The organism is Pseudomonas sp. DW-iso3, from assembly GCF_058725305.1.
The window spans coordinates 907545-922704 of the sequence record NZ_JBZXDZ010000001.1; the positions used below are offsets into that span (position 1 = coordinate 907545).

Genomic DNA, 15160 nt, shown 5'->3' on the forward strand with positions numbered 1-15160 from the left:
CACACCGCGACACTGCCGTCCGATCTCGCGTTCTGGGCCTTGTTCCACTGCCGACACGCACGCCCACCAGATACCGTATTCCTACGTTGATCCATCCCCTCGATGGCGCGCACCTGCGCGCCTGCCGGCCCCCTACGTATGAGAATGCCCATGAGTGTTTTTGCCTGCCTGCACGAAGCCCAATCCTTCCTTGAGCAAAACCCGGACATCGAGATGTTCGAGCTGTTTATCCTCGACAACAATGGCGTGCCACGCGGCAAGTTGCTGCACCGCGATGAGTTGCTGGCGGTATACGAAAGTGGCCGGCCTTTGCCCAGCACCATCCTTGGCCTGACCATCAATGGCGATGACGTGGAAAACTCCGGTCTGGTGTGGGAGGTGGGCGATATCGACTGCCGCGCCTACCCGATCAGCGGCAGTTTGCAGCGCATGCCGTGGCGCCTGATTCCGACGGCGGCCGTGCAAGTCAGCATGCACCTGACTGAAGGCCTGCCCGCCACCGTCGCCGATCCCCGGCATTTGCTGGCCAAGGTGATCGACGCGCTCAAGGCCGACGGTTATTACCCGGTGATGGCGGCGGAGCTGGAGTTCTATCTGCTCGACCAGAAGCCCGACAGCAACGGCCGCCCGCAACCGGCGCGGGATGTGGACGGCGGCCGCCCACGTTCGACCCAGGTTTACGGCCTGCGCGAATTGGAGCAGATCGAACCCTTCCTCGCCGACCTCTACAGCGCCTGCAAACTGCAGGGCATCCCGGCGCGCACGGCGATTTCCGAGTACGCGCCGGGCCAGGTGGAAATTACCCTTGAGCACCGCTCCGACGCGCTGCAAGCCATGGACGAAGCTGTGCGCTACAAGCGCCTGGTCAAAGGCGTGGCGCATCAACACGGGATGACCGCCTGCTTCATGGCCAAGCCGTTCGACGACCTGGCCGGCACCGGCATGCACATGCACGTGAGCCTGGCGGATGCCCAGGGCAATAACCTGTTCGCCAGCGAAGCCACCGATGGCACGCCGCTGTTGCGCCAGGCGGTGGGCGGCATGCTCAGCACCTTGCTCGATTCACTGCTGATGTTTTGCCCCAACGCCAACTCCTACCGCCGCTTCCAGACCAACAGCTATGCGCCGCTGGCCGCCACCTGGGGCGTCGACAACCGCACCGTCAGCCTGCGCGTGCCGGGCGGGCCGGCGAACTCCCGGCATATCGAACACCGTATCTGCGGCGCCGACGCCAACCCCTATCTGGCTGCTGCTGCGATTCTGGCCGGTATCCATCGCGGCATCCGCGAACAGCGCGACCCCGGCGCTCCAGTAGAAGGCAACGGCTACGCCCAGGCCACAGCGTTGCTGCCTACCGACTGGCTCACCACGTTACGCGCCCTGGAAGGTTCGAGCTGGGCGCGAGAAGCATTTGGCACTGAATTCCTGGACGTGTACCTGGCGGTCAAGCGCGCTGAATACCGCCAGTTCATGGGCGAGGTGGGAGCGCAGGACTGGCGTTGGTATCTGCATCAGGCGTGATCGGGCTGCGGTGGTGAATGCTTCGACCTTTTTTTGACATCGCAGTGGTTAAGCTGCGAATCAAGGTCGTTCACTACCGTTTCAGCCACATGAGCCTGCGATGTCGCCACAACCACCATCCTCCATCGAGATTGAATACGCCGAACGCTGTGACCGCGAGCACGCCAGGGTCTGCGGCGATACACGCCCGCCAAGGCTGCGGCAGCGACTGGCATCGTGGCGCGACGAGTGGCTGGTGCGCCACGCGCTGAAAGTCGCCGGTGAGCCTGGGTTGGTGCTGGACCTGGCCTGTGGCTCGGGACGCTTCTGGCCGGTGCTGGCCGAACACATCAACCGGGTGATCCTGGCGTCCGACAACTCCCAGAGCATGCTCGACCACGCCCGCACCCACCACCCGGCGTCCCTACTCAAGCGGGTCAAGACCTTCCACGGCTCGGCGTTTACCATCGGGTTGTCGGCAAATGCGGTGGATTGCATTTTCTGCCTGGAATTGTTTCGCCATGTGCCCAGCAGCGAAGGGCGATTGGCCCTGCTGCGCGAGTTCCACCGGGTCAGCCGTGACACGGTGATTGTCTCGGTCAATTCCCGTACCGCCGTAGAGGACGAGTTCCGCCAGGCGGGTTTCAAGGTCCTGCATCACCAGGAATTCATGCCGGGCTCAAGCCTGTGGCGGGTTTACGTGTTACGTAAGAGAGGATAACTCCCGCCTGTCGGACTATTCTTCATCTCTTGTCTGAGTTTTCATGGTCGCCTGTGCACTGCGGATGCTCGCTAGCCCCTTTCGCGATATATACTGCGCGCCATTCTTCAAGGGAGAGCCGTGTGGCCATCGATATTCACTGGATCTGCGACAACGATAGCCTCGGCCAGCATTGCGCCGAATGGCAGCAGTTGCCATTCGTCGCCCTCGACACCGAATTCATGCGGGTCGATACCTTTTATCCCATTGCCGGGCTGATCCAGATTGGTGATGGCGTAAGCGCTTACCTGATCGATCCCCTGACCATCGACAACTGGCAACCCTTGGCCGCCTTGCTGGAGAACCCGGCGGTGATCAAGGTGGTGCATGCCTGCAGTGAAGACCTGGAAGTGTTGCTGCGCTTGACCGGCAGCCTGCCAGTGCCGTTGTTCGACACTCAATTGGCCGCCGCCTATCTGAACCTCGGTTTCTCCATGGGCTACTCGCGCCTGGTGCAAGCCGTGCTGGATATCGAGCTGCCCAAGGGCGAGACCCGTTCGGACTGGCTGCAGCGGCCATTGTCGGAGACGCAAGTCAGCTATGCCGCCGAAGACGCGGTGCACTTGGCCGAGGTCTACACGCGTTTGCGCCCGCAGCTGTCGGACGACAAGTACGCCTGGGTGTTGGAAGACGGTGCGGAGTTGGTCGCCAACCTGCGCCGCGAAGTCGACCCCTACGAGGTGTACCGCGACGCCAAGCTGGCGTGGAAACTGTCGCGCGCCCAGCTCGCCGTGCTGCGTGAACTGTGCGCCTGGCGCGAGCAGCAGGCCCGCGCCCGTGACCTGCCGCGCAACCGCATCATTCGTGAGCACTCGTTATGGCCGCTGGCCAAATCCCAGCCGGATAACCTCGCCGCCCTGGGCAAGATCGAAGACATGCACCCGCGTACCGTGCGTCAGGACGGCCAGTTCCTGCTCGACCTGATCAAGCGTGCCGGCAGCGTACCGATGGACCAATGGCCGCCCGCCGTTGCCGAACCGTTGCCGGTGGATGCCGCTGTACTGATCAAGCAACTGCGCGCCATTGGCCAGGCTGAAGCCGAACGCCTGGAGATGGCGCCGGAACTGATGCTACGCAAGAAAACCCTCGAAGCCCTGGTCAAAAGTGGCTACCCCGATGGTCCTTATCAATTGCCAGACTCGTTGCGTGGCTGGCGCCGCGAGTTGATGGGCCAGGCGCTGCTCGACAGCCTGGCCTCCGCCGGAGAACAGCCTTGAAACGTATCTGCTCCATCTACCGCAGCCCTAAACGCGCCGGCATGTACCTTTATGTCCTGAAAAGCGACGCCCTTGAGCGTGTGCCTGAAGGCCTGCTCAGCGTATTCGGCAAGCCGGTACACGCGTTCAACCTGGTGCTTACGCCTGAGCGCAAGCTGCAACAGGAAGACATCGTGCAGGTGCTGGAAAACCTCGACAAGCAGGGTTACCACCTGCAAATGCCGCCCCCCGAGGACGAGTACATCGAACACTTGCCCGAAGAGCTGCTGCGCCGCAACGACCCGATGTGATCGACCGGTGCTCCGTCCGGGGCACTTGCTTCAATGGAATCGTATAAGTGGGCGGTGGCCGTAAGGATGCGGGCGGCCGTCCGTACTGTTTTTGAAAGGTTTTATGCATGCGTGTTCTGATTGCTGAACAGGATCACCCGCTCTACGCCCAATTGCTCGGCGAAGCGGCACCGGACCTTGAAGTGCTGACCAGCGGCGACTCGGCCGAACTGTCGCGCCTGGCCGCCGATTGCCCGGTCTGGCTGGGCCAGCCGGACCTGTTGGCGACGCTGCTGCGCCAAGGCCATCGCCCGCAATGGCTGCAATCGACCTGGGCCGGCATCACGCCGTTGCTGGCTGAAGGCTTGCCCCGTGACTATCGCCTGACCCGTGCAGTCGGCATCTTTGGCCAGGTCATGGCCGAGTTTGTCCTCACCTACATGCTCGGCCATGAGCGCGAGGTCTTGGCGCGGCTGGTCAGCCAGGTCGAGCGCAAATGGGACAACCGCATGGGCCAGAGCCTGGCGGGGCGCAAGGCGCTGATCGTCGGCACCGGCGATATCGGCCAACGTGTGGCCGAGTTCCTGGTGCCGTTCGGCGTGAAGCTGTACGGCATCGCCAGCACCGCACGCGAGCAGGCGCCGTTTATCGAAGTGGCCGGGCTCGACCAGTTGGGCCGGATGGTGGGGGAGGTGGACTACGTGATCAACCTGCTGCCCAACACGCCAAGTACCCATGATCTGTACGACGCGGCGCTGTTCAAGCAATTCAAGCCGACCGGCTTGTTCATCAACGTCGGGCGCGGGGTGGCGGTGGTGGATGCCGACCTGGTCGAGGCGTTGAAAGAGGGCCATTTGGCGGGCGCGGTGATCGACGTCTGCCGTCAGGAGCCGTTGCCGCAGCGCCATCCGTTCTGGACCGCTTGGGGGCTGTTGCTGACTGGCCACAGCTCGGCGCCGACGTCGCCGGAGTTGATGGTCGAGCTGTTTGTGCAAAACCTGCGGGCGTATCAGGCCAAGCAAGCACTGCGCGGGGAAGTGGATTTCGAGCGCGGTTACTGACGGCAGCGCCCGCCCGCCGGGCGCACTCGTTTACCTTGGGTCATGTACATACCGTCTGACAGTCAAGATGGAACCTTTTTTCAAGGGGCTCCACGCAGAGATGGCAAAGAACGCTGACGCGCGCACTTTGTAGGACATCTTCTTGACTAAGGACAGCTAACAACATGACCACTCTGAATTCGCCCGTTGTTTATACCCAGCCATTGGCGCTTCCCAATAGCGCCGCCCCGCCCGTTGCCTTGCAGCGCCAAGGGGGGACAGCGGCAACCGACGCCCCTGTACCCAAGCCTTCATCGGCATTGCAGAAAGCGTTGGGAGACCGCTGTAACCAGCTTGCCCTGGCGCAATCACTCCAGCGTCTTATTCAAGACCTCACTCAGCAGCTCGTTCCCGATGAGTCGGCATCCAAGGCCCGGACGCGGATGGAAACGGCGCTGGCGTCGCATCTTAAAAGTACAACACTGTTTGTGTGCGAAGACTCCACGTGGCCAGGCCCGACTCTGCCTGAGAACCGCATGGTCAGCCTTGAGGACTACCTGCTTGGCTGCGGCCTGCAGGTACCGAAAACCCTCGAAGCGCTGGTAACGCTGAAAGATTCGAGCGTCCTGCAGGCGCAGGTCCATCCCCTGGGCAACCTCAGTGGCGCGCTGTCCTGGCCGCAGCCCATGGCCAGCAACGACCAGGAGGCTGTGCTTGCCCTGCTTCAAAGCAACGCCAGCGGTTTGCCCGGCCTGCCGTTGGCGGAGCGTGAGAAGGGCGCCCTGGGGTATTTGATGAGCGGCAGCGCGGTGTCCGAGGCAAACTTGAAAACGCCTATCGTCGCGATGGAAAAACTGCTCGGTTCACCCAAGGCCCAGGCCCTGGGGCAGGCGATCCAGTCGAGGCTGGAGGGTATCCCGACGGGTGTGGCCAACAACGACTATGTGTTGACCGCCATCCATCTGGGTCTTGACCCCGAAAGTCAGGCTGATCCGGCTCGCAACAGCGTCGCCGGGTATGATCTGGCGCGCAGCCAGCATTGGGGGCAACCGGCTGCGGTGGTCATTGAGGGGTTGGGTAAACACCTGGTTGAAAAAGGCCGGGCCAACGCACAAACCGCCCCTCTGGCGGCCTATCTGTTGTTGGCCAGGACGGCACCTGAGTATCTGGTCAAAGACATTCCGGCGAGTGTGACCTATGGCAGCGTGCTCTGGGCTCAACTGGCGATGGCAGTGGCCAGGATCGAAGCGCAAACCCCGGGCCGAACACTGGGCATGGGGTACGCCGAGATTTTGCTGGGCGCCGAGACGCTCCCTGTCGACGAAGAGCTCTGCCAACAGATCGACTATCAGGCACTCAAGGACTGGGGCACCGTCAATGGACTGCTCATCGATACCGAAGAGGCACCCTCGGCGAGTGCCATGGAGCGTGTGAGGACTGCATTCAACAGTCACCTGAGTTCACTGAAGAACACCAGCGACGCGCTGCAAACCGCAATCCCCAGTCGTTCAGCGATGGGCATTGCGCAACTTCAAGCGGCATTCCCCGAGCTGGACCCCCGCTTGTTCGAAGTGAAGAACATTCAGAAGGCGAGGTTAAAGGAAGGGCGGCCCGGTGTTTATCCCGGCATGCGTTCGATGCTGGATATCGTCATGGAAGGGGGAACGCTGGGGCCTGAAGATCATTGGGTATCCAATGACAAACGCCTCCCCGTCGATAAGTTCTGTAATCTGTATTGGGCCGGCAAACTAGGGGTCGCCATCCCGTTCAAGACAGCCTACGACAGCGCTATACAAGCGCAAGGCGAGGGCCAGCAAGGCCTGGTCAGGCACCTGATTTCGACATTGCCCTTGGAAGACCGCAAGAACCTGGAGTTCGGCAAGCTGGAGTTCTTCCACACCCACCAATACAAAATTGCCGGTGATTTATTTACCCCGCCTGCTCTGCACGTCCGAGGGCATACGCTGGAGGTGAAAGCGACGCAAACTAATGGTCAGGTGGATATCTACCTGATCGATACGCGCCAAGGCTCTATTGAAAAACAGAACTTCCTGAAACGTCGCCGCACTGAACCCTATACCGCCGACAAAATGGAAGAGCGCGACGCTAACATCCTCTCTCGTACCGTGCTGTTTGAACCTGGCAACGATAAGCCCGCCCGGCGGTTCCTGGCCCAGCCTGAAGGTACGCAGCCGCCTGACAGCTTCAACTCCGAGCGCAGTCATGCTATCGCCGACGTATTCGTGAAGTCCCTCGACCTGAAGAACGATGACCTGTTGAACGAGGCCAGGGGCATGACCTCGTTTGACCAGGACAGTGCCCGGAATGAGGCGATTGCTGAGTTTTTTCGCAGCCTGATCCCATTGCGTTCGGCCATCGTCAACTTTAAACATGGCAATGTCGGCCAGGGCCTCTTCGACCTGGCCCTAGACGTCGTGGGCTTGGTCACCTTAGGCGCGGGCAAGGCTGCGCAGGCAGGCAAGGTGCTGGGCAAAGGGCTTTCAACGGCGAGTCAGGCGGCCAAGGCTGCGAGGTTTATCGGCGCAAAGGTCGTTGAGGCATTTAACCCCTTGAGTGGCATCGGCGAGCTGCTGGTGGGGGGCGGCAGGATGGCGGTTGGCGGTGGCCGTTATCTGGTCCGCCAGTTCAATGTGCTCAGGGGCACGGCCGGCGGTTATGACCTGCTCAAGGCCGTTAGCAAGCAGCATGGGGACGCGGCCATCGGGGTCTTCAAGGTGGCGGGCGAGAATGTTGAGGGCGTTGCCGTGCAGCACAGGCGCAAATGGTACGCCCTGGATACGCAAACCATGCGCCCCTACGACCGACCTATTCACGACTTCGCTCCCGGGGTCCGCGCGGTGGATGGCAAGATTACCCACTTGCCGACCGTACCCGAGGGCGAACTGAGCAATGGGATGTTTCGTCAATTCAGCGTGCCTCGGTCAAGAATTACCGGGCTCTCACGCAACAGTCAGGGCGTATATGTCGCTGCTGACGGCCACCTGTCGCATATCCGCCATACCGACGGCAGTGGCCAAACCGCCCTTTACGAAGTACGGCAAGTGGCGCGTACAGCCGACGGAAAAGTACAGGCCCGGGTCTATCACAACAACCGACAAACCGGGTTGCTGGTCGAGCATGTCCAGGGTGATCAATGGCGACGCTTGGGACTCCAGGGCGGTGCTCCAACGTCGATCAAGGCAGACTGCGGGCCGGTGATTGGCAGAGGGGGCGAGGGCGTCGTCTACGCCAGTCTTGATGGGAAGCGCGCCTATAAGGATTTAGGACCGACGCGATACACGCCCTCGGATAACATCGAATTATCCGACGTTCAATACTTGAATAAATACTACGGCGATGGGTTTGCACGCACAGTCGTCGAGGACGGTCGCAGGTATCTGGTCATGGGCAGGATCGAAGGGTTGGACCTTGCGCACATCAACAAGAACAGTTTACCGCCTGAAGCCCGCTCACTGCTGGCAGATACGTTCGCAGAGATGGAGGCGAAGGATATTTACCACAACGATTTACAGTTGAAAAACTTCATGTACAGCGCGAACGACAATAAAATTTACCCGGTGGATATGGACGCGTTGTCCTCTGAGTTCATGGTCTCGTTCTTGATGCAGGACTATGAAAGGAAGAAGCAGAGGTTACTCAGGCAATATGCGGCACTTGTCGCTAAAGCGCCGTGAGCCATTGGATGCAATAACCCCTCAGTGAGTTGCCATCGCCTGGCAACTCACTGTCAGTTCCATCGGCCTCAGAGGCTGAAATCGCCCTCGCAAACCAGCTCGCTCAACGGCTTGCGCGGGCTGGGTGTTTCGCGACCTTGCAGGTATTCAGGCAGGGTCGACTTATCGCCCAGCTTGCCCACGGCCACGGCGGCATGCAGCGCATAACCTTGCGGGATTTTCAGCTCTTTGCGGGTCAGTTCCTGATCGAAACCGGCCATGCCGTGGGTGTGCCAGCCGCTCAGACTGGCCTGCAGCGCCAGATGGCCCCAGGCCGAGCCCGTGTCGAAGGTGTGCCACAGGGCCGGGGTTTCTTCGCTGGCGCCGGGGGCAGTGAAGTCGGTTTTCGAGGCGATGATCACCAGGGCCGACGCGTGTTGCGCCCAGCCACGGTTGAATTCATTCAGCAAACCCAGGAAACGCTCCCAATCCGGCGTGTCGCGGCGGGCGTAGAGAAAGCGCCATGGCTGCGAGTTGTAGGCGGACGGCGCCCAGCGCGCGGCTTCGAAGAAACTCAGCAGGGTTTCCTGGGAGATGCTCTCGCCGGTGAAGGCACGGGGCGACCAGCGGTCGGTGAATTGGGTGTGGATCGGATAGTCGGCAACACGTGTCATGGAGCAGTTCCTGATCGTCAATTCGGCGCTCAAAGCTACTGCGCGGCCACTAGACTGACAAGTGTTGTGACACCGCCAGTCGTAAGCGCTTGGCCCCAGAGGCCTTGGGCACTAGACTGGCGGCCTTTTCACCAACCGATACCGATGCAGAGCCATGGCCGCCAAAGTCGAACCTTTCTGGATACGCAAAACCCTTGAGCACCTCGACCAGGAGGAGTGGGAGTCGTTGTGCGACGGCTGTGGCCTGTGCTGCCTGCAAAAGCTCGAGGACGAAGACGACAACAGCGTCTATTACACGCGGATCGCCTGCAAACTGCTCGACCTGAAAACCTGCCAATGCACCGACTACCCCAACCGTCGTGCATCGGTGCCTGACTGCATCCAGCTCACGCCGGGTCAGGCCGACCAGTTCAAATGGTTGCCGCCCACCTGTGGTTATCGCCTGGTCAGCGAACGCAAGGACCTGCCACTGTGGCACCACCTGGTCTGCGGCGACCGCGATGCCGTGCACCACGAACGCATTTCCCAGTCCGGGCGCATGCTCAGCGAAGGCAGCGTGCCGGAGGATGACTGGGAGGACTACCTGATTTTCCGCGCGGGCTGAGAAGGAGTGTGTATGAGGGGGGCAATCAAGTTGGCAGCATCTATGGTGTTGCTGACGCTGAGCACGTCTGCATGGTGCGCAAAGAAAGTCGACCTGGATTATCACGTCAAACTCTTACCCCTGAGTGATCAGGCCGAAGTGCGGGTGAGCCTGTCCAAGGGTTCGGCGGTGCGCAGTTTGAACTTCGACCTTGGCTCCGACGGTGACTACAGCGATTTCAAGGCTGACGGCCAGTGGAGCATCACCGAACATCGCGGCCTATGGCAACCCAGCGCCGACAAAGCCAGCCTGACCTACCGCGTACGCCTCACCCATGCGCGCAAGGCCGGTATCTATGAAGCGCGGATGACGCCGAGCTGGGCGCTGTTTCGCGGTGAAGACCTGGTGCCGACCGCGCGCCTCGATCAGCAGGACGGCGTTGAATTGGTCTCACGCCTGGTCTTCGAACTGCCGGCCGGCTGGAAAAGCATCGAAACCGCCTGGCCGCGCATCGGCAAGAACACATTCCGTATCGACAACGTCTCCCGCCTGTTCGACCGGCCCACCGGCTGGATGCTCGCCGGCAACCTCGGTAGCCGCCGTGTGCGTTTGGGCGAGACGGAAGTGACCGTGGCTTCGCCCAAGGGCCAGGCCATGCGCCGGATGGATGTGTTGACGTTGCTGACATTCGTTTGGCCCCAAGTGGGGGCGGCTTTCCCACGGCATCCGACCAAGCTGCTGGTGGTGGGCGCCAGCGACCCGATGCGCCGTGGCGCGTTCTCGGCGCGGGACTCGATCTACCTCAACAGCCGCACGCCGCTGGTCAGCGAAAACGGCAGCAGCCCGTTGTTACGCGAAGTGGTACAGGCGATCGGGCGCTTCAATGACCACGACACCAGTGACTGGATCAGCGAAGGACTGGCCGAGTATTACGCCATTGAACTGGTGCGTCGGGCCGGTGGCATCACCGACGAGCGCTATCAGGCAATACAGGCGCGATTGGCAAAGGAAGGTAAGGGCGTGACCAGCCTGCGCGGTGAGCACGTCAGTGGCGCGACGGTGTCACGGGCGGTGGTGGTGTTGCAGGAACTGGACCGCGAGATCCGAGTGAAGACTCACAACAAACGGTCGCTGGATGACCTCGCGCAAGCGGTGATGCGGGCCAACCGCATCACCACCGCGGAGTTCGTGCAGCTGGCCGAGAGCATTATCGGCGAGCCCTCAGTGGTGCTGGATTCCAAACTGCTGCGCTGATCCTAAGCCCGCTCCCACAGTTTGATCTCCATCACATGGAAGATCAGACTGAGGTTTTAACCGCCTTCTCAGCCGCCACTTCCGCCTTGGTCTTCAAGTTCTGTAGCTCTGCCCCGGCACGTTCGATCTTCGTCCGCACGGTGTTCATCTCCTGACGACCTTGCGCCAGCTTGTCCTTGAGCGAACTGTGCCCGGTGACACCCCGCACCAGCGCCACACCGCCGATCGCCACCTGGATCAAGCCGAAAATCCCGCCACGGCGCAGGCCTTTGCCCACCATCATCACGCCACCGGCCACCGAGCCGATGCGCTCCCAGCCGTGCACGTTTTGCTGCGGCTGCGTTTCAAACGGGGTGTGCTCGATGATAGGTCGCAAGGTTTTGCTGTCGCTCATGATCTGTCTCCAACGAGGGCTAGTGATAAATAGCTGACTGCCCGCAGGTGCCGGATGTTCCGAAAATATCAGTATTTGGGGCCCGAACGGGTGTTGTTGCCCTTGGCCAAGCGGTCATAGAGCACCACGTTGACGGTGGCGGCGAGGTTCATGCAGCCGGTGGTCGGGATGTAGATCACGTCTTCGCACCAGTCGCGGATCTCTTTGTCGAGGGAGCCGTCTTCCGGGCCGAAGATGTACAGCGCGCGGTCAGGGTGGGTGTATTCGGGCAGGGGGCGAGCGCCTTCCACCAGCTCCACGGCGACGGGGATGCAGCCCAGGGGCAGGATCTTTTTCAGGTCATCGATGCCGATCAGCGGAATGTCGTGGTGGACCTTCTTGGTGTCGGTGATGAAGTCCCGCGCGCGCTCGTAACGCACGCCGGTGTAAAACACCGAGGCCACGCCGTAGCAGCCGGCGGCACGCATGACCGAACCGACGTTTTCGGGGGATTTGGGGTTATACAGACCGATGCAGCTGTAGCGTTTATTGCCCACGGGGAAGGGTGCCTTGGAGGAAAACGGCGATTATACGGCCTTGGAGTGATGCCGTGGTTGGCCGATCGCCTTCGCGAGCAAGCCCGCTCTCACATTTGAATGTGTTCACAGACCAAAAGTGTGGGAGCTGGCTTGCCTGCGATGAGGCCGTTACAGCCGACGAAGGCCTTCAGTCGTCCTTCTTCATCAGACCGGCCAACGCCGCAAACGGATTATGCGTGGCCTTGGCAATCGTCGGGCTGCTGGTGGAGCCGTCGCCGAAGTATTGCTGGTCGGTATAGCGCGAGTGTTCGTTGTCGTGGCAATACAGGCACAGCAACTCCCAGTTGGAACCGTCCTGGGGATTGTCATCATGATTGTGGTTGCGGTGGTGTACGGTCAGCTCACTCAGGCGTTTGCCGGAGAACTCACGGGCGCAGCGGCCGCACACGTGGGGGTACATCTTCAAGGCTTTGTCGCGGTAGCCCATTTCCCGGTCGCGCTGGGCATCGGCAAGGATGCGATCCAGCTTGGCGGTGTGGGAGGGCGGGTTGGTCGAGCTCATCATGGCTCCTGGCTATTTGATGGTTCACGGATAGGGTTGATTCTAGCCGCTCGCGTTGCAAATAACCGCTTCACTTTATCGATAAGGATCTGAAACTCATGCGTCTGCATTCATGGACTGTTGCACTGTTGCTGTGTGGGCTCACGGCCCAAGCCCAAGCGTTCTCTACCCCTCAGCCCGGTCAGGTGATCGAGGTGGCCCTGGAGCAATTGCACCCGACCCAGGCCGTGGTGGGTTTCGATCAGATCTACTACAGCCTTGGCCTGTTCGCCGATAAACCCAACAAGGTCTTCGATGAATACTGCGAAACCAACGGCCAGGGCGAGGCCGACAACGTGCCCAAGGGCGCGGACCTGCAAAAGCCGGCGAGCTTCACCTGCAAGGATCCGGTGGGCACTCATCCTGACGACATGAAAACCGTGGTAGTCGGCCCCGGCGGCCAGTTGTACCTGACCGACGGTCACCACAGCTTCACCACCTTGTGGGAAGCGCCCGGCGGCGGACCTCGCCTGAACATGTGGGTTAGGGTCACCGACGACTTCAGCAACAGCCCGACCATGGCCAACTTCTGGCAGCGCATGGAGGCCGCGCGCAAGGTCTGGCTCAAGGACAATCAGGGCCAGACCCTGCCGCCCGAGCAGTTGCCGGCGCACCTGGGCTTCAAGAACCTGCAGGACGACACCTTCCGCAGCCTGGTGTATTTCACCCGCAAGGCCGCGTATGGCAAACCTGATGCTGGCGAGATCGCGCCGGAGTTCCTGGAGTTCTATTGGGGCAACTGGCTGCGCACGCAAATTGATCTGGGCAAGTACAACCTGAACAAGAAGGCTGGCTACAAGGACGCGATAGAAGCCGTCGCCAAGCGCATGGTCAGCCTGGCCCCGGGCTCACCGGTCGGCGACAGCGGTTTCACCGCCCATCAACTGGGCGGCATGACGACGCTGGACCGCGATGAATTGGAGAAAACGTTCGACAAAAAAGTGCCGTACGTGATCGATTACCGTAATTCCCAACAATAGCGCAGATCAACAATGTGGGAGCGGGCTTGCTGGCGAATGCGGTGTTTCAGTCACTGATGTGCTGAATGACACACCGCATTCGCGAGCAAGCCCGCTCCCACATTAGACCTGCAGTGTGATCAGCCCTTGAGCTTCTCCGCAATCCAGATGGTGTGCCGTGTGCCCTTGTTGCCGTGGGCAAACACCTGCACTTCCTCGGCCTTGAAACCGGCCTTGCGCAGTTTGTCGCTGAACAGCTTGTCGGCGCTGGCTGACCACACGGCCAGCACGCCTTTGGGGCGCAGGGCCTTGGCGCAGGCGGCCAGGCCAGCGGCCGAGTAGAGCCAACTGTTGGCCTTTTGCGTGAGGCCTTCGGGGCCGTTGTCCACGTCCAGCATGATTGCGTCAAAGCCCTGGGGCTCGGCTTGCAGCACCTTGGCCACGTCTTCCATGCGGATCACCGTGCGCGGGTCCAGCAACGGTCGGCCGGATTTTTCGCCCAGCGGCCCCCGGTTCCATTCCACGACGCCCGGCACCAGTTCTGCGACGACCACTTCAGCGCTCTTGCCCAAGTGCTTGAGGGCTGACGCCAGGGTAAAGCCCATGCCCAAGCCACCAATCAATACCCGTGAGCCGGGGCGCCCAGCGACTTTGCGGCAGGGGATTTCCGCCAGCGCATCTTCAGAGCCGTGCATGCGCGTGTTCATCAACTGGCCACCGTCGCCGCCCTGGATCTTGATGACGAAATCTTCACCGTATTCGAACAGGCACAAGGCACCGCCGTTATCGGGGATCGGGGTGGTGTCCAGCAGAACGAAACGTTTCATGGGAATCTCATTGGGAAGGGCATTCTTGCGCGGTTGGGAGTAGCCTTACGATATTCCGGTCAGGCCATGGAGCCATCGATGAAGTGCAGCATTCTAACGGTCATTGTGTTGAGCGCGCTCGCCTCAGGTGCGGCGCAGGCTCAGGAGTTGCAAACCGTACCGGTCGCGCCCGCCCCAACCCCAGGCGCGCCGGGCACTCCGACGCCGACGTTATACCCGCAAGTCACCCCGCCCGCCGTGCCCAAGACCAATGGCTCGCCACCCTTGGTGCCTATCGTGCTGCCAACGCCACCCAAGGACCAGACGGTGCCGGGCCTGCAAAATGACAGCAAGCCGAAGACGCCTGGCGGTTAGATCTGTTGCGAGAGTAATTGCCCGTCGGCCATGCGCAGGCGCTTGGACAGGGCGATAGCTATCGCGCGGATGATCTTGGCGGCGACCCTGGGCGCCTCGTTGAGCATCTTTTCCAGGGAGTCCTTGCCCAGGTTCAGCAGCACGCAGTCACTGGCCGCTACGCAACTGGCGGAACGCCGCTCGCCGTCGAGTACGGCCATCTCGCCAAAGGCCCGGCCGCTGCGCAGGGTCGCGATGGTCAGGCGCTGACCTTCGTGGTTGGTTTTCTGCACCGCCACCTGGCCGCTGTGGAGGATGCACATGAAGGTGCCGGCATCGCCCTCAAGGAAAATCACCTCATCGCGGGCAATGCTGCTGATATTGAAATAGCCGGCGGCGACATGAAAGTCTTCCGGCAACAGCGGGTCGAACAGGCCGCAATCCATAAGCATGTCGCGGATTTCGGTTTGTAAAGAAGAACTCATGAGTGTCGGTAATGCCATGGCAGCAATCTTGATCCATCAATCAGTAGGCAGTCCTGTGTTCAGACAGAACCG

16 protein-coding genes are annotated in these 15160 nt (G+C 61.1%); 10 read left to right on the plus strand and 6 right to left on the minus strand.

What is annotated here, in order from left to right; translation table 11 throughout:
* Positions 1 to 150 precede the first annotated feature (150 nt).
* The 6 genes from AC4PS7_RS04210 to AC4PS7_RS04235 all read left to right on the plus strand — a co-directional run bounded on the left by AC4PS7_RS04210 (position 151) and on the right by AC4PS7_RS04235 (position 8481).
* Complete coding sequence (locus AC4PS7_RS04210) at positions 151 to 1521, plus strand: glutamine synthetase family protein (RefSeq protein WP_010212138.1); 1371 nt, start codon at positions 151 to 153, stop codon at positions 1519 to 1521.
* A gap of 100 nt (positions 1522 to 1621) precedes the next feature.
* A complete protein-coding gene (locus tag AC4PS7_RS04215; RefSeq protein ID WP_010212136.1) occupies positions 1622 to 2221 on the plus strand; it encodes a class I SAM-dependent methyltransferase in 600 nt (199 codons plus the stop codon).
* A 122-nt stretch (positions 2222 to 2343) separates the two neighbouring features.
* Entirely contained in the window at positions 2344 to 3477 is a 1134-nt protein-coding gene (rnd, locus tag AC4PS7_RS04220) for a ribonuclease D (protein WP_154973179.1), read from the plus strand.
* Complete coding sequence (locus AC4PS7_RS04225; RefSeq protein ID WP_010212133.1) at positions 3474 to 3767, plus strand: YcgL domain-containing protein; 294 nt, start codon at positions 3474 to 3476, stop codon at positions 3765 to 3767. The genes rnd and AC4PS7_RS04225 overlap by 4 nt, the downstream gene beginning before the upstream one ends.
* A 107-nt stretch (positions 3768 to 3874) precedes the next feature.
* Entirely contained in the window at positions 3875 to 4807 is a 933-nt protein-coding gene (locus AC4PS7_RS04230) for a D-2-hydroxyacid dehydrogenase (protein WP_010212132.1), read from the plus strand.
* Between the two features lie 164 nt (positions 4808 to 4971).
* Complete coding sequence (locus AC4PS7_RS04235) at positions 4972 to 8481, plus strand: OspG family effector kinase (RefSeq protein WP_492179108.1); 3510 nt, start codon at positions 4972 to 4974, stop codon at positions 8479 to 8481.
* 68 nt (positions 8482 to 8549) lie between these two features.
* Here AC4PS7_RS04235 and AC4PS7_RS04240 read toward each other — a convergent pair whose 3' ends face one another.
* Positions 8550 to 9134, minus strand: coding sequence for a nitroreductase family protein (locus AC4PS7_RS04240; protein WP_010212129.1), 585 nt, complete (start codon positions 9132 to 9134; stop codon positions 8550 to 8552).
* 154 nt (positions 9135 to 9288) lie between these two features.
* Here AC4PS7_RS04240 and AC4PS7_RS04245 point away from each other — a divergent pair, with 154 nt between their 5' ends.
* Positions 9289 to 9738, plus strand: a complete 450-nt coding sequence (locus AC4PS7_RS04245; protein ID WP_003172524.1) for a YcgN family cysteine cluster protein — start codon at positions 9289 to 9291, stop codon at positions 9736 to 9738.
* 12 nt (positions 9739 to 9750) lie between these two features.
* Positions 9751 to 10971, plus strand: coding sequence for a hypothetical protein (locus tag AC4PS7_RS04250; protein WP_492179111.1), 1221 nt, complete (start codon positions 9751 to 9753; stop codon positions 10969 to 10971).
* 43 nt (positions 10972 to 11014) lie between these two features.
* Here the strand turns inward: AC4PS7_RS04250 and AC4PS7_RS04255 are convergent, their stop codons facing one another.
* From AC4PS7_RS04255 to AC4PS7_RS04265, 3 genes are all read right to left on the minus strand, one after another.
* Positions 11015 to 11365 carry a YgaP family membrane protein gene (locus tag AC4PS7_RS04255; protein WP_021491006.1) on the minus strand — a complete coding sequence of 117 codons (351 nt, stop codon included), beginning with the start codon at positions 11363 to 11365 and terminating at the stop codon, positions 11015 to 11017.
* Between the two features lie 68 nt (positions 11366 to 11433).
* The gene (locus AC4PS7_RS04260) at positions 11434 to 11901 is read right to left on the minus strand and encodes an RNA methyltransferase (protein WP_010212123.1); all 468 of its coding nucleotides are present in this window, start codon (positions 11899 to 11901) and stop codon (positions 11434 to 11436) included.
* 169 nt (positions 11902 to 12070) lie between these two features.
* Positions 12071 to 12445, minus strand: coding sequence for a YajD family HNH nuclease (locus AC4PS7_RS04265; protein ID WP_010212122.1), 375 nt, complete (start codon positions 12443 to 12445; stop codon positions 12071 to 12073).
* A gap of 98 nt (positions 12446 to 12543) precedes the next feature.
* On the opposite strand from AC4PS7_RS04265, the gene AC4PS7_RS04270 reads away from it, so the two are divergent.
* On the plus strand, positions 12544 to 13464 hold the full coding sequence (locus tag AC4PS7_RS04270; RefSeq protein WP_010212121.1) for a ParB/Srx family N-terminal domain-containing protein: 921 nt from the start codon (positions 12544 to 12546) through the stop codon (positions 13462 to 13464).
* A gap of 119 nt (positions 13465 to 13583) precedes the next feature.
* On the opposite strand, the gene AC4PS7_RS04275 is transcribed toward AC4PS7_RS04270, so the two are convergent.
* Positions 13584 to 14270 carry a spermine/spermidine synthase domain-containing protein gene (locus tag AC4PS7_RS04275; protein WP_010212120.1) on the minus strand — a complete coding sequence of 229 codons (687 nt, stop codon included), beginning with the start codon at positions 14268 to 14270 and terminating at the stop codon, positions 13584 to 13586.
* A gap of 78 nt (positions 14271 to 14348) precedes the next feature.
* Between AC4PS7_RS04275 and AC4PS7_RS04280 the strand changes: the two genes are divergently transcribed.
* Positions 14349 to 14624 carry a hypothetical protein gene (locus tag AC4PS7_RS04280; RefSeq protein WP_010212119.1) on the plus strand — a complete coding sequence of 92 codons (276 nt, stop codon included), beginning with the start codon at positions 14349 to 14351 and terminating at the stop codon, positions 14622 to 14624.
* Here the strand turns inward: AC4PS7_RS04280 and AC4PS7_RS04285 are convergent.
* On the minus strand, positions 14621 to 15106 hold the full coding sequence (locus AC4PS7_RS04285) for a cyclic nucleotide-binding domain-containing protein (RefSeq protein WP_021491003.1): 486 nt from the start codon (positions 15104 to 15106) through the stop codon (positions 14621 to 14623). The two genes, AC4PS7_RS04280 and AC4PS7_RS04285, sit on opposite strands and share 4 nt — an antisense overlap.
* Positions 15107 to 15160: the final 54 nt, after the last annotated feature.

What these genes read in the sequence shown, in the direction of transcription:
- AC4PS7_RS04235 (WP_492179108.1), top strand. Translation starts at nt 4,972, where the DNA reads ATGACCACTCTGAATTCGCCCGTTGTTTATACCCAGCCATTGGCGCTT.
- AC4PS7_RS04215 (WP_010212136.1), top strand. Translation starts at nt 1,622, where the DNA reads ATGTCGCCACAACCACCATCCTCCATCGAGATTGAATACGCCGAACGC.
- AC4PS7_RS04275 (WP_010212120.1), bottom strand. Translation starts at nt 14,270, where the DNA reads ATGAAACGTTTCGTTCTGCTGGACACCACCCCGATCCCCGATAACGGC.
- AC4PS7_RS04240 (WP_010212129.1), bottom strand. Translation starts at nt 9,134, where the DNA reads ATGACACGTGTTGCCGACTATCCGATCCACACCCAATTCACCGACCGC.
- AC4PS7_RS04245 (WP_003172524.1), top strand. Translation starts at nt 9,289, where the DNA reads ATGGCCGCCAAAGTCGAACCTTTCTGGATACGCAAAACCCTTGAGCAC.
- AC4PS7_RS04230 (WP_010212132.1), top strand. Translation starts at nt 3,875, where the DNA reads ATGCGTGTTCTGATTGCTGAACAGGATCACCCGCTCTACGCCCAATTG.
- AC4PS7_RS04280 (WP_010212119.1), top strand. Translation starts at nt 14,349, where the DNA reads ATGAAGTGCAGCATTCTAACGGTCATTGTGTTGAGCGCGCTCGCCTCA.
- AC4PS7_RS04285 (WP_021491003.1), bottom strand. Translation starts at nt 15,106, where the DNA reads ATGGCATTACCGACACTCATGAGTTCTTCTTTACAAACCGAAATCCGC.
- AC4PS7_RS04250 (WP_492179111.1), top strand. Translation starts at nt 9,751, where the DNA reads ATGAGGGGGGCAATCAAGTTGGCAGCATCTATGGTGTTGCTGACGCTG.
- AC4PS7_RS04255 (WP_021491006.1), bottom strand. Translation starts at nt 11,365, where the DNA reads ATGAGCGACAGCAAAACCTTGCGACCTATCATCGAGCACACCCCGTTT.
- AC4PS7_RS04265 (WP_010212122.1), bottom strand. Translation starts at nt 12,445, where the DNA reads ATGAGCTCGACCAACCCGCCCTCCCACACCGCCAAGCTGGATCGCATC.
- AC4PS7_RS04210 (WP_010212138.1), top strand. Translation starts at nt 151, where the DNA reads ATGAGTGTTTTTGCCTGCCTGCACGAAGCCCAATCCTTCCTTGAGCAA.
- AC4PS7_RS04270 (WP_010212121.1), top strand. Translation starts at nt 12,544, where the DNA reads ATGCGTCTGCATTCATGGACTGTTGCACTGTTGCTGTGTGGGCTCACG.